Genomic DNA, 13,678 nt, shown 5'->3' with positions numbered 1-13,678 from the left:
CGACGGGTTGCCTGGTCGATCCTCACCGTCATCCGCCGCGAGCGCCAATCCGGCGCGTCGTCGCGAAACCCCCGCGTCTCGACGACCCCCCGTGCGTCGGCGCCGCTCAGGCTCCCGCGGTCACCGACGGCGACCACGTCGTCGACGCCTGCGCGCGGACCTCGTCGTAGCGGTCCAGCGCGATCTGCGCGAGGCGCGGGTCCGGCGCCAGGGGTGCCGCGACGACGTCGGCGCCGGACTCGTGCACCCGATCGAGGAAGAAGCCCGGCGCGAGAAGGTAGGAGGCGACGACGACCCGACCTGCGGGGTCCAGGTCCGCGCGGGCGTCGGCGACCGCGACGGGCACGCGAGGGTGCGACCCGGACCCGTACCCGACGGTCACGGGCTGCCCGAGGCGCGCGGCGAGCCCGGCGACCACCTCGGCGACGGCGTGCGCCGCCTCGGGGTCGCTCGAGCCGGCCGCCGCGACGACGACCGCGTCGCCGGCACGCAGACCCGCGTCCGCGAGCCGGTCGGCGAGGATCTCCACGAGTCGCGGGTCGGGTCCCATCGGCCGGCCGGCCGCCGCACCGGGACGGTCGACGGCCTGCGCGACGTCCGTCTTCACGTGGAACCCGGTCGAGAGCAGCAGCGGCACGACCACCGTCGGGGCGTCGGGCAGGGCGCCGACCACGACGTCGGGCAGCTCGGGCTGCTGGACGTCGACGAAGGCCTCCCGCACGTCGAGGTCGGGGCGTGCGAGCGCGATGTCGACCAGGATCGACGCGATCGCCTGGCGGCCCGCGGGGCTGTCGGTCCCGTGCGAGCAGCCGACGAGCACGGGGGCGGGCGCTGCGGTGGACGTCATGTCTGCTCCTGGAGCTCGAGGCGGTAGCCGCGCTTGACGACCGTGCGGATCAGCTCGCGGCTGCCGGTCGCGTCGCGCAGCCGGGCGATCGCGACCTCGGCCGCGTGCGGGTCCGACGACACGCCCGGCAGGGCCGCCAGCACGTGGTCGCGCGGCACGACCGACCCGCGCGCGTGCGCGAGCAGCCGCAGCACCTCCAGCCCGGTGCGCGACAGCGGCAGCACCCGCCCGTCGAGGACGGCGGCCGCCCGACGCACCCGCAGCGGACCGGCGACCGTGTCGAGCGCGTCGATGCCGCCGTAGTGCGTGACGACGGCACGCACGAGCGAGCCGAGGCGTCCCCGGTCCGGGACGAGGGGCTCGATCCCCGCCTCCACCAGCGGCTTGGCCGTCACCGGACCCACGGCCGCGAACACCACGCCGCCGGAGCCGTGGCGGCGCAGCACGCGGTCGAGCACCCCCGCCTCCTCGGCGGCCACGAGCCACGCCGCCGCCGCGGGCGCCGACGTGAAGGTCACCGTGTCGATCTCGCCGTCCGCGACGGCGCGCGCCGACTCCCGCACCAGCTCGGGGTCCGGGGGCGGACCCCACCGGTACACGATGAGGCTGCGCACGCGCGCACCGGCGAGCGCGAACGCCTCGTCGAGGCCGTCGGCGCCCGCGCCGTGGTGCTGGATGACGATGTCGCGTCCGGCGACGCCCTCGTCGAGCAGCGTCTCGGCGATCTCGGCGCTGGTCTCGGACTCCGCGACCCAGTCGGCGCTCAGGCCCGCGGCCTGGATCGCGCCGCGCGCCTTGGGCCCCCGCGCGACGATGCGCGTCGCGGCGAGCACCTCGAGCAGCCGGTCGGCGACGCCCGCCGCGTCGGCGGCCTCGATCCACCCGCGGAAGCCGATGCCGGTGGTGACGACCACCGTGTCCGGGGGGTCGGCGATCACGTCACGCGTGCGCTCCAGCAGCAGGGCGTCGTCGATGTGCGGCACCATGCCGAGCGCCGGTGCGTGCCGCACGGTCGCGCCACGGCGCTCGAGGGCGGCGCGCAGCTCCGAGGCGCGGCGGTCGGCGGTGACGAGCACGACGCAACCGGCCAGCGTCTGATCGATCATCTCCGCCGTCACGCGTCCATTGTCGCTGCGTCGGGCGCGTCCGCGCGCACCCGGACGGCGGGGGCGTCGAGCAGACCCGCGGCGGCGACCTCGCCCAGCACGATCACGGCGGGGGCACGCACGCCGCGTGCCGCGGCGACGGCCGCGACCTCGTCCAGCGGGGCGCGCGTCACGCGCTGGTCGGGCAGGGTCGCGCGCTCGATCACCGCGACCGGCACGTCGGGGTCGACGCCGCCCGTCAGCGCGTCGCGGACCAGGCCGGGCAGCGCGGCGACGCCCATGAGGACGACGACCGTGCAGGACCGCTCCCGCAGACCCGTGAGCGCGGCGCCGGACCAGCCGGCCGTGCCGTTCATCACGTGGACGGCACCGACCACGCCGCGGTGCGTCAGGGGGATGCCCGCCGCGGCGGCCGCCGCGAAAGCGCTGCTCACGCCGGGGACGACCGTGACGGGCACGCCCGCGGCGCGGCACGCGACGACCTCCTCGCCGCCGCGCCCGTAGACGAACGGGTCGCCGCCCTTGAGCCGCACGACCACCCGCCCGCGCTGCGCCTGCTCCACGAGGATGCGGTTGATCTCGTCCTGCGGCACCGGGTGGTGCCCGGGCGACTTGCCGACGTCGATCACCTCGACGTCGGACGGCAGCTCGTCGAGCACGTCGGTCGGACCGAGGCGGTCGGCGACGACGACATCCGCCTCGGACAGCGCCCGACGTCCCGCCACCGTCAGCAGCCCGACCTCGCCCGGCCCGCCCCCGACGAGCACGACGCGCCCGCGGTCGGGGTCGGCGCGCCGCCGACGCAGGTCGACCTCACCCGCGCGCAGGTGCGCCGCGAGGCGGTCGCGCACGCGGACCGTCCGCCGCGGGTCGGCGCCCGTCGTCGAGACGACGCCGACGAGCACGTCACCGGCCCGCGTCGTCGCCGGGGTGCGCGCCGTGCCAGCGGCGGGACGGCGCGGGCCGCCCGCGTCGACGCAGAACACGCGGCGCGCGGTCGCCCAGCCGACGACCGCGGCGTCCGTGGCGCGCTCGCCGGTCGCCGTGTGCACGAGCCACACGCCGTCCAGGTCGGCCTCGACGACCTCACGGTCCGACCAGCGCGCCCCGCCCGCGACGACGAGGTCCGCGATCGGCTCGCACACGTGCGGTGCGACGACGTGCACGCGCGCACCCTCGTCGGCCAGCGCCTGCGCGCGGCGCGCGGCGACCGGTCCCCCACCGACGACGAGCACGGGACGACCCGCCAGCTCGATCCCCAGCAGCGCGGTCACGCCGCACCGCCGGCCACGGCGACCCGGACCTGCCCGTCGACGACCAGCACGTCCCAGGTGCGCAGGTCCGGCGAGCGGCCGGCGACGGGCTGCTTGCCCGCGAGGTCCAGGCAGACACCGGTGCGCAGGTCGAACACCTGCTTGTGCATGGGTGACGCGACGGTGGGCACGTCCTGCTCCCCGACGCGCCGCGTCCCGACGATGCCGCGCGCCAGCACGTGCGCGTCGCTGAAGGGGTCGTGCTGCTGGACCGCCAGCACGGTGTCGTCGAGGAGCCGGAACAGGGCCACCTGCGTCAGGGCGGCCGCACCGTCGACCTCGTCGGGGACGAGGGCCGCGGCACCGCGCTCGCGCGGGAGGTCGTCGAGCCCGCACACGGTCAGCCACGTCGTGGCGCGTTCGTCGAGCGTCGTCATGACCGGACCTCCAGGGTGGTGCCGGCGACGAGCACGGCGCGCTCGTCGGCGGTCGCGGGCCGCACCTGACCGCGCTCGGGGACGTACGCGAGGGACGGGTCGGGCACGTCGGGGGCGTTGACGAAGGACGCGAAGCGCTTGAGCTTCTCGGGGTCGTCGAGGGTCGCGCGCCACTCGTCCTCGTAGTCGACGACGTGCTGCGCCATCTGCTCGTCGAGGTCGGCGCAGATGCCCAGGGAGTCGTCCATGACGACCGCTCGGACACCCTCGAGCCCACCCTCGACGTCCTCGATCCACGGGGCGGTGCGCTGCAGCCGGTCGGCCGTGCGCACGTAGTAGAGGAGGAACCGGTCGATCGTGCGGACGAGGGTCTCGGTGTCGAGGTCCTCCGCGAGCAGCCGCGCGTGCCGGGGCGTGAACCCGCCGTTGCCGCCGACGTACACGTTCCAGCCGTTGTCCGTCGCGATGACCCCGACGTCCTTGCCGCGGGCCTCGGCGCACTCGCGTGCGCAGCCCGACACGCCCAGCTTGATCTTGTGCGGGGAGCGCAGCCCGCGGTACCGCAGCTCGAGCATGACGGCCAGGGCCACGGAGTCCTGCACGCCGAACCGGCACCACGTCGAGCCGACGCAGGACTTCACCGTGCGCAGCGACTTGCCGTACGCGTGCCCCGACTCGAACCCGGCGTCGATGAGGCGTTGCCAGATCAGCGGGAGCTGGTCGATGCGGGCGCCGAACATGTCGACGCGCTGACCGCCCGTGATCTTGGTGTAGAGGCCGAAGTCGCGGGCGACCTCACCGACCGCGATGAGCCCCTCGGGGGTGACCTCGCCGCCGGCCATGCGCGGCACCACGGAGTACGAGCCGTCCTTCTGCAGGTTCGCCATGACGTGGTCGTTGGTGTCCTGCAGCGTGGCCCGCTCGCCGTCCAGGACGTGCGCGGGCGCCGTCGTGGCGAGGATCGAGGCGACCACCGGGCGGCAGATGTCGCAGCCGCGCCCGTGCGTGCCGAACCGCTCGACGACCTCGGTGAACGTCCGCACGCCCGCGACGCGGATCGCGTCGTACAGCTGGGCGCGGGACAGCGCGAAGTGCTCGCACAGCGCGCTGGAGACCGTGATGCCGAGCTTGCCGAGCTCGGCGGCCATGAGCTTCTTCACCAGCGGCAGGCAGGACCCGCAGCTGGTGCCGGCGCGGGTGCACGCCTTGACGGCACCGAGGTCGTGGCAGCCCTCCTCGGCCACCGCGTGCCGGATCGCGCCCGCGGACACGTTGTTGCAGGAGCAGACGCCCGCGTCGTCGGGCAGCTCGAGATCGGGCGCCCCCGCTCCCCCCTCCGGGAGCAGGAACGCCGCGGGGTCGCCCGGCAGCTCGCGGCCCACCATGGGCCGCAGCATCGCGTAGGCGCTCGCGTCGCCGACGAGCACGCCGCCCAGCAGCGTGCGGGCGTCGTCGGACATCACGAGCTTCTTGTAGACGCCGCCCACCGGGTCGGCCCACACGACCTCGAGCGCGCCGGGCGTGCGGGCGAACGCGTCACCGAAGCTCGCGACGTCCACGCCGGCGAGCTTGAGCTTGGTCGCGGTGTCGGCCCCCGTGTACACGGCGCCGCCGCCACCCAGCAGCCGGTCGACCGTGACCTCCGCCATCGTGTAGCCCGGGGCGACCAGGCCGATGCACGCGCCCTGGATGCACGCGACCTCACCGACGGCCGAGACGTGCGGGTCGACCGTCAGGCAGGAGTCGTCGACGACGACGCCGCCGCGCGGGCCGATCGGCAGCCCGGACTCACGCCCGAGCTCGTCCCGCGGCCGGACGCCCGCCGCCACGACGACGACGTCCGCGTCGAGCCGGGTGCCGTCGGCCAGCTCGACGCGACCGACCCCGCCGCGCCGGTGCGGCAGGACGCGCGTCGTCATCGACTGCGTGCGCACGCCGATGCCGAGGCGGTTGACCAGACGACGCAGCGCCTCGCCACCACCGAGGTCGACCTGCGCCGACATCAGGTGCGTGTCGACCTGCAGCACGGTGGCGCGCGCACCGAGCGCGTCGAGCGCCCCGGCGGCCTCCAGACCCAGCAGGCCGCCGCCGAGCACGACGCCGCGCACGGGCCGCTCCTCGGCCAGGTTGTTGACGTAGCCCCGCAGCGCCGCGACGTCGTCGAGCGTGCGGTACACGAACACGCCGTCGAGGTCGGCACCCTCCATCGGCGGCACCCACGCGTACGACCCCGTCGCGAGCACCAGGTGGTCGTACGGGAACGTCCGTCCGGACGCGACGGTGACGACACGCGCCTCGCGGTCGACCGCGACGGCCTTGTCCCCGCGCACGAGGCTGACCAGCGGGTCGTCCCACAGCGCGGGGTCGCCCAGGGACAGGTCCTCGGGCGAGCGGCCGTTGAAGTAGCTCGTGAGCGCGACGCGGTCGTACGGCCGGCGCGGCTCCTCCGCGAGCACCGTGACGCTCCAGGTGCCGTCGGTGTCACGGTCACGGAGCGCCTCGACGAGGCGTTGCGCGACCATGCCACCGCCGACGACGACGAGATGACGGGGGTCCATGGGGCCTCCAGCTGCGATACGGCGCGGTCCGTGCGGGTGAGCGCGGGGTAGGACGTAGCAACGACGCTACGAACCCGGGGTTTCGGGCAGGGGTCCGCGCCGGTTTCCTCCCCGGAACTTTTCTCTCTCACGCGCCCCGCGCCCCGTGTGAGGCCGCGCCTGGCGGCCGGGCGCCGCACGACCTACCGTGGCGCGCATGACGGCCCCCACGGTGGAGGCCCGCGACCGTGCGTCGTCGCGGGCGGACGATGCCCTCGCGGCGCTCGCCGGTGTCGCGGCCGGCACCGTCACCGTCGGCGCCGGCTCCCTCGTCGCGCTGCTCACGGGTGCGTCCAGCGACCCGCTGGTCGCGGTCGGTGCGACGTTCGTCGACGCGACGCCCGGGTGGCTCAAGGACCTGGCCATCGCCACGTTCGGCACGGCCGACAAGCTCGCCCTGGGCGTCGGCGAGGCGCTCGTGCTCGCTGCCCTGGCGGCGAGCGCGGGGTTCCTTGCGCGACGGCGCTGGGCGTGGGGCGCGGTGCTGGTCGTGGCGCTCGGGGGCGTCGCCGCGCTGGCCGCGACGACGCGGCCCGACGCGGGCGTGCTCGCCGCCGCCCCCGCGCTGGTCGGGACGGCGGGCGGGCTGTGGACGCTGCGGACGTTGCTGAGCCGGCTGCCCGCGACGCGGTCCGGGGACGCCGACCCGACGTCCACCACCCCGACGCCGGACCGGCGCGCGTTCCTGCAGCTCACCGCGCTGCTCACTGCCGCCGGGGTCGCCGGGGTCGTCGTGGGGAGGGTCGTCGCGGTGACCTCCCGCGGCGTGGACACGGTCCGCGCGGCGCTGCGCCTGCCCGCACCCGTGCGGCCGGCCCCGGTCCCGTCGGCGGCCGTCGACGTCGGTGTCGAAGGGGTGGACCCCTGGGCCACCCCCGTCGACGAGTTCTACCGGATCGACACCGCGCTCGTGGTGCCGCAGGTGGACCCCGCCCAGTGGCGGCTGCGCGTGCACGGTCTGGTCGCCCACGAGGTCGAGATCGACTGGGCGGAGCTGCTCGCGAGCGACCTGGTCGAGGCCTGGGTGACGCTCGCGTGCGTCTCCAACCCCGTGGGCGGCGACCTCGTCGGCAACCAGCGCTGGCTGGGTTTGCCCGTCCGCGACGTGCTGGCGCGGGCCGTCCCGACGGCGGACGCCGACATGGTCCTGTCGCGCAGCGTCGACGGGTTCACCGCCTCGACCCCGCTCGAGGCACTCACCGACGAGCGCGATGCGCTCCTCGCGATCGCCATGGACGGCGCACCCCTGCCGCCCGAGCACGGCTTCCCTGTCCGCATGGTCGTGCCCGGGCTGTACGGCTACGTGTCCGCGACCAAGTGGGTCACCGACCTGGAGGTCACGCGCTTCGACCGTACGGAGGCGTACTGGACGACGCGCGGCTGGTCGGAGCGCGGCCCGGTCAAGACGCAGTCCCGCATCGAGGTGCCGCGCACGCGTGCCGACGTGCGCGCCGGCGACGTCGTGGTCGCCGGCACCGCGTGGGCGCAGCACCGCGGCGTCGAGCGCGTCCAGGTCCGCGTCGACGACGGCGCCTGGCAGGACGCCGACCTGGCCGCCGACGGCGGGATCGACACGTGGCGGCAGTGGCGGTGGACGTGGCGGGACGCACCCGCCGGACGGCACGAGCTGGCCGTGCGCGCGTGGGACCCCGACGGCCCGCAGACGGGCGTCCCGGCCGGCGCGGTCCCCGACGGCGCCGCCGGCTACGACACGGTCGTCGTCGAGGTCACCTGACCGCGAGAGTGAGGATTCCGGGCCTTCCGCTCCCGGATTCCTCGCTCTCGCGAGACCGACGAGGCGGTCAGTAGACGTCGCGGGCGTAGCGGCGGTCCGCCGTGAGGCGCTTGACGTACGCCGTCGTGTCGGCGGCGTCGAGGCGGCCCTGGCGGGCCACGACCTCGCGCAGCGCCGCGTCGACGTCCGGGGCCATGCGCGACGCGTCGCCGCACACGTAGACGTGCGCGCCGCGCTCGAGCCACGCCCACAGGGCCGGGCCGTGCTCACGCAGGCGGTCCTGGACGTAGACCTTCTGCCGCTGGTCCCGGGAGAACGCGGTGTCGAGCCGGGTCAGGACGCCGTCGGACCGCCACGCGTCGAGCTCCTCGCGGTACCAGAAGTCGGTCTGCGCATGCTGCTCGCCGAACACGAGCCAGTTGTCGCCCGTGTGCCCGCGGGCCGCGCGCTCGGCGAGGAAGCCGACGAACGGCGCGACCCCCGTGCCGGGGCCGATCATCACCGCGGGTGCCGCCGGGTCCGCCGGCGGGTGGAAGTGCGCGTTCGGCTGCACGTGCACGGCCACCTCGGTGTCGGGCGCGGCGTCGGCGAGGAACGTCGAGCACGTGCCCCCGCGCGGCCGCCCGGCGGCGTTGGCGTACCGGACGACCGACACCGTCAGACGCACGCGCTGCGGGTCGACCAGCGGGCTCGACGAGATCGAGTACGCGCGCGGCTGCAGCGTGCGCAGGGCGTCGACCCACTCCTGCGCGGTGGCGTCCACCGGGTGCCCCGAGACGACGTCGACGACGCCGCGGTCCCACGTCCACGCCTCGAGGTCCTGGCGGCTGTCGCCGCGCAGCAGGCGTCGCAGGTCGGCGCCCGCGGTGCCGCCGGCGCGCTCGGCCACGAACCGCAGCAGGGCCGGCGTCGGACGGCCGAGGTCGAGGCCGGTGCGCAGCGCGTCGTGCAACGGACGCGTGGTGCCGTCGAGCACGACCGGGGAGTCGGCGTCGAGTCCCGTGGCCGTGAGCCACTCGTCGACCAGCGGCAACGGCGTCACGGGGCGCACCGCGAGCGCGTCGCCCGCCTGGTAGGTCACCGGCAGCGGGCTGTCGGAGGTGTCGAGGAGGATCTCGCGCACCTCCTTGGCCGAACCGGGCTCGCCGAGGCGGCGGCGGCCGACGAGGCGCGCGGTGCCGGGGGTCGAGCGGGTCGCACGCGCGGGTCCGGACGCGACCACGCCGGGCGACGTCCCGGTCGGCGACGTCCCGGCGGGCTCCGCGGCGCCGCCGCCCGGTGCGGCACCCGTCGGGGCGCCGGCCGCGGCCCCGGTGAGCACCGCGACCAGGCCCGTGACCCACCGCTCGACCGCGGCGTCGTCGCCGGGCTCGCGGTCGAGGCGCTCCACGAGCCGCTGCGCACCGAGCTCGGTCAGCCGGTGGTCGAGGCGGCGGCCGTGCCCGCAGAACCGGTCGTACGTGGGGTCGCCGAGCGCGAGCACCGCGAACCGCGCCCCGGCGAACGACGGCGCCTGCGGGTCGGCGAGGACCTCCCACAGGGCGGCGCCGTTGTCGGGGGGGTCGCCGTCGCCGAACGTGCTGGTCACCAGGACGACGTCGCCGTGGCGCGGCAGGTTCTCGAGCGCGTCGTCCATGGCGACCACCTGCGGGACACGGCCCGCTGCGGCCAGGCGCTGCGCGACGACGCCCGCGACCTCCTCGGCCGTGCCCGTCTGCGAGGCCCACAGCACGGTGACGGTGTGCGACGGTGCGGACGCGGTCGGCGGTGCGGGTGCGCGCGAGAACATCCCGGCGAGGACCCCGTCGACCCACAGCGCGTGGTCGCCGGACAGCGGGGCGGTCGCGGGCAGCACGGGCGTGCCGGTGGCGCCGCGCCCCAGGCCGGCGAGGAAGCCCGCGAGGTAGCGGCGCTCGTCGTCCCCGAGCGCCGGGGGTGCGACGTCGTCGACGCCGAGCGCCGCCGCGAGGGCGCGCATCGTCGCCGGTCCGTCGAACTCCGGGGTCGCGTGCGGGAAGGTGCCCGGTGCGGCGCGCTCCGGGGCCGTGGGTGCCAGGGGGGCCGGGGGTGCGACGACGGCGACGGGCGTCAGGGCGACGGCGCACGCCTTGAGCTCGGGCTGGAAGGACAGCGGGTCGACGGCGTCGTTGGTCACCGCGTTCACCGCGAGGTACTCCCCGAAGACGTCGTTCCAGTGGAACGGTGCGAAGCAGGTGCCGGGGGGCACGCGGTCGGTGACGACGACGGGCAGCACGGCGCGCCCGCGGCGGGACGCGACCTCGACGGGCGCGCGGTCCACCAGGCCCAGGTGCGCGGCGTCGGCGGGGTTGACCTCGACGAACGGACCCGGTTCGAGCTTGGTGAGGGCCGGCACCTTGCCGGTCTTCGTCATGGTGTGCCACTGGTGCTGCACGCGGCCGGTCGTGAACCAGAACGGGTGGTCGTCGTCGGGCATCTCGGCGGGGTCGGTGTGCGGGCGCGCGTGGAAGACGGCGCGACCGTCCGGGGTGGCGAAGGCCAGGCGGGGTCGCGTGCCGTCGGGGCGCGTGAGGACCGGGCTGTGCTCGCCGTCGTTGAGGTAGCGCAGCGGGTTGCGCGCGGGCGCGTCGGGCGACGCGCAGGGCCACTGCACGGGCTCGCGGCGCAGGCGCTCGTACGACACCCCGCGAAGGTCGTACCCGGTGCGGGGGTTCGAGGACCGGCGCAGCTCGTCGAACACCTCCTGCGGCGAGGTGTAGGCGAAGCCGTCGAAGCCCATCGCGGTGGCGACGCGCGCGATCAGCTCCCAGTCGGGCAGCGCCTGCCCGGGCGCGGCGAGCGCGCGCCGGGCCAGGGTCATCGTCCGCTCGGAGTTGACCATGACCCCGTCGGCCTCCGCCCACATGGCGGCGGGCAGCACGACGTCGGCGTACGCGTTGGTCTCGGTGTCCGCGAAGACGTCCTGCGTGACGACCAGCTCGGCGCGCTCGAGGCCCTCGATGACGGTGCGCCGGTTGCCCACGGACGCGACGGGGTTCGTGCAGATCACCCAGCACGCGCGGATCTCGCCGTCGGCCATGCGGCGGAACATGTCGACGGTGCCCGTCCCCACGCCGTCGGCGCGGATCGTGCCCCGCGGCACCCCCCACAGGTCCTCGACGAACGCGCGGTCGTCGGCGTCGACCACACTGCGCTGACCCGGCAGACCCGGACCCATGTAGCCCATCTCGCGGCCGCCCATCGCGTTGGGCTGGCCCGTCAGGGAGAAGGGCCCGCTCCCCCGCCGGCCGATGGCGCCGGTCGCCAGGTGCAGGTTCACCAGGGCGTTGGTGTTCCACGTGCCGTGCGTCGACTGGTTGAGACCCATCGTCCAGCAGGACACCCAGTTCTCGGCGCCGGCGATCAGCGCGGCAGCGGCCCGCAGGTCGGCAGCCGGCACCCCCGTGAGGGTCTCGACGACGTCGGGCGGGTAGTCCGCGAGGAACCCCGGCATCGCGTCCCAACCGGTGGTGTGCTCGGCGACGAACGCGTCGTCGACGGCCCCGGCTTCGACCAGCAGGTGCAGCAGGCCGTTGAGCAGCGCGAGGTCCGTGCCGGGCCGCACCTGCAGGAACAGGTCGGCCTTGTCGGCCGTCGCGGTGCGCCGCGGGTCGACGACGATCAGCCGAGCGCCGGCCTTGACGCGGTCGAGCATCCGCAGGAACAGCACGGGGTGGCAGTCGGCCATGTTCGCGCCGATCACCAGGAACACGTCGGCGTGGTCGAGGTCCTCGTACGACCCGGGAGGGCCGTCGGACCCGAGCGACAGCTTGTAGCCGGTGCCTGCGCTGGCCATGCAGAGCCGCGAGTTCGACTCGATCTGGTTGGTCCGCAGGTACCCCTTGGCGAGCTTGTTGGCCAGGTACTGCGCCTCGATGCTCATCTGCCCGGACACGTACAGCGCGATCGCGTCGGGTCCGTCGCGATCGAGGATCTCGCGCAGGCGCCGCGCGACGTCCGCAACGGCCGCGTCGACGTCCACGGGGACGGGGGCCGCCCCACGCTCGGTGCGGGCGAGCGCGGTGCTCAGCCGCCCGCCGGCCGCCAGCATCGTCGCGCTCGTCGCGCCCTTGGTGCACAGGCGCCCGGCGTTCGCGGGGTGCGACCGGTCCCCGCTCGCGCGACGCACCGCACCGTCCTCGCCCACGTCGAGGACGATGCCGCAGCCCACGCCGCAGTACGAGCACACGGTCGCGACCTGCGTCGCGGCCGTGCGCTCGTCCTGTGCGGTCGTCGTGAGGGTCATCAGATGAGGGCGTCGCCGAACGCCGAGGTGCGCCGGCCGTAGACGAGCCACGTCGTGGTCGCCATGACGGCGTACAGGCCGACGATCACCCAGAGCGCGGCCTCGATCCCCCCGGTCTGCGTGGTCGAGATCGCGAACCCCCGCGGGATGAGGAACCCGCCGATCGCGCCGACGGCCCCGGCGATGCCGATGCACCCGGCCGCGACCTTCGCGCGCCGCGCCCGGTCGGTCGCGTCGCCCGCGCCGTGCCGGAACACCGCGGGGATCATGCGGTACACCGAGCCGTTGCCGGCGCCCGTCGCGAGGAACAGCAGCAGGAACGAGCCGAAGAACAGGCCGAACGACCCGGACCGCAGGGCGAAGATCGCCGACACCGTGCCGACGGCCATGACCGCGAACGCCGCGACCGTCACCCGCGCACCGCCGAGCTTGTCGGCCAGGATGCCGCCGGCGGGCCGGGCGACCGATCCGACCAGGGCGCCGAGGAACGCGATCGACATCGTCATGGCGGGGAACTCGTTCTTCAGCAGGGTCGGGAACGCCCCGGAGAAGCCGATGAACGAGCCGAACGTGCCGATGTAGATGAACGAGATGATCCACGTGTGCTTCTGGCGGGCTGCCGAGCCGTACGTGCGGGGGTCGGTCGCGGCGTCCTTGACGTTGTCCATGTACCGCCAGGCGAGCACGGCGGCGACGATCGCGAGCGGCACGAACATCAGGCCGGCCCGCTCGAGATGGACACCCGCACCGACGACGATCACGAGCGGGACCGCGAGCTGCACCGCCGCGGTGCCGATGTTGCCGCCGGCGGCGTTCAGGCCCAGGGCCCGGCCCTTCTCGCGCTCGGGGTAGAAGAACGAGATGTTGGCCATCGAGGACGCGAAGTTGCCGCCACCGACACCCGCGAGCGCCGCGACCACCAGCAGGACGGTGAACGACAGGTCCGGCCGCTGGACCGCCCAGGCGAGCGCACCGGCAGGCACCAGGAGCAGCAGCGCGGACACGATCGTCCAGTTGCGACCGCCGAACAGCGGCACGGCGAACGTGTACGGGATGCGCAGCGTCGCGCCGACGAGCGACGGGACCGCGATCAGCCAGAACATCTGGTCCGAGGTGAGCGCGAAGCCGGCGTCGGGCAGCTGCGGGACGACGATGCTCCACAGCGCCCACACGGCGAACCCGAGGAACTCGGCGACGATCGACAGGACGAGGTTGCGGCGCGCCACGGTCCGGCCGACGGCCTGCCACTGCTCGGCGTTCTCGGGGTTCCAGCCGTGCAGCCAGCGGCCGCGGTGGCGCACGAGCGGGGGTGTCATCCCCGGTGGGGTGAGGACGACCGCACCGGGACCGTGGTCGGTCGTCGCGTCGGTCGTCGCGTCGGGTGGCGTGGACGGGCCCGCGGCGGGCGCGGGCGTCGTCGGGGTCTGGGTCACGGTGAG

8 protein-coding genes are annotated in these 13,678 nt (G+C 75.3%); 1 reads left to right on the top strand and 7 read right to left on the bottom strand.

Annotation, left to right across the window (positions count from 1 at the left end; genetic code table 11):
• Positions 1-106: 106 nt before the first annotated feature.
• Genes OKX07_RS09535 through nirB form a run of 5 tightly spaced genes read right to left on the bottom strand, consistent with a single transcriptional unit; the run spans position 107 to position 6,201 of the window.
• Positions 107-847, bottom strand: coding sequence for a sirohydrochlorin chelatase (locus OKX07_RS09535; RefSeq protein WP_265631654.1), 741 nt, complete (start codon positions 845-847; stop codon positions 107-109).
• Entirely contained in the window at positions 844-1,953 is a 1,110-nt protein-coding gene (locus tag OKX07_RS09530) for a uroporphyrinogen-III synthase (protein WP_265631877.1), read from the bottom strand. Before OKX07_RS09530 ends, OKX07_RS09535 begins: the two co-directional genes overlap by 4 nt.
• An 8-nt stretch (positions 1,954-1,961) precedes the next feature.
• Positions 1,962-3,227, bottom strand: coding sequence for a uroporphyrinogen-III C-methyltransferase (cobA, locus tag OKX07_RS09525; protein WP_265631653.1), 1,266 nt, complete (start codon positions 3,225-3,227; stop codon positions 1,962-1,964).
• Positions 3,224-3,643 carry a nitrite reductase small subunit NirD gene (nirD, locus tag OKX07_RS09520; protein WP_265631651.1) on the bottom strand — a complete coding sequence of 140 codons (420 nt, stop codon included), beginning with the start codon at positions 3,641-3,643 and terminating at the stop codon, positions 3,224-3,226. The genes cobA and nirD overlap by 4 nt, the downstream gene beginning before the upstream one ends.
• Positions 3,640-6,201, bottom strand: coding sequence for a nitrite reductase large subunit NirB (nirB, locus tag OKX07_RS09515; protein WP_265631649.1), 2,562 nt, complete (start codon positions 6,199-6,201; stop codon positions 3,640-3,642). The genes nirD and nirB overlap by 4 nt, the downstream gene beginning before the upstream one ends.
• A 196-nt stretch (positions 6,202-6,397) precedes the next feature.
• Between nirB and OKX07_RS09510 the strand changes: the two genes are divergently transcribed.
• Complete coding sequence (locus tag OKX07_RS09510) at positions 6,398-7,975, top strand: molybdopterin-dependent oxidoreductase (RefSeq protein WP_265631648.1); 1,578 nt, start codon at positions 6,398-6,400, stop codon at positions 7,973-7,975.
• Between the two features lie 67 nt (positions 7,976-8,042).
• On the opposite strand, the gene OKX07_RS09505 is transcribed toward OKX07_RS09510, so the two are convergent.
• A complete protein-coding gene (locus OKX07_RS09505) occupies positions 8,043-12,239 on the bottom strand; it encodes a bifunctional nitrate reductase/sulfite reductase flavoprotein subunit alpha (RefSeq protein WP_265631646.1) in 4,197 nt (1,398 codons plus the stop codon).
• Positions 12,239-13,672: an MFS transporter gene (locus OKX07_RS09500; protein ID WP_416220854.1), complete on the bottom strand. Its 1,434-nt coding sequence runs from the start codon at positions 13,670-13,672 to the stop codon at positions 12,239-12,241. Before OKX07_RS09500 ends, OKX07_RS09505 begins: the two co-directional genes overlap by 1 nt.
• Positions 13,673-13,678 lie beyond the last annotated feature (6 nt).

Origin of the sequence: Cellulomonas sp. S1-8 (assembly GCF_026184235.1) — a bacterium.
Lineage (GTDB): Bacteria > Actinomycetota > Actinomycetes > Actinomycetales > Cellulomonadaceae > Cellulomonas.
The sequence above is the reverse complement of the archived record's forward strand: the minus strand, read 5'-3'. Positions and strand labels throughout refer to the sequence as shown.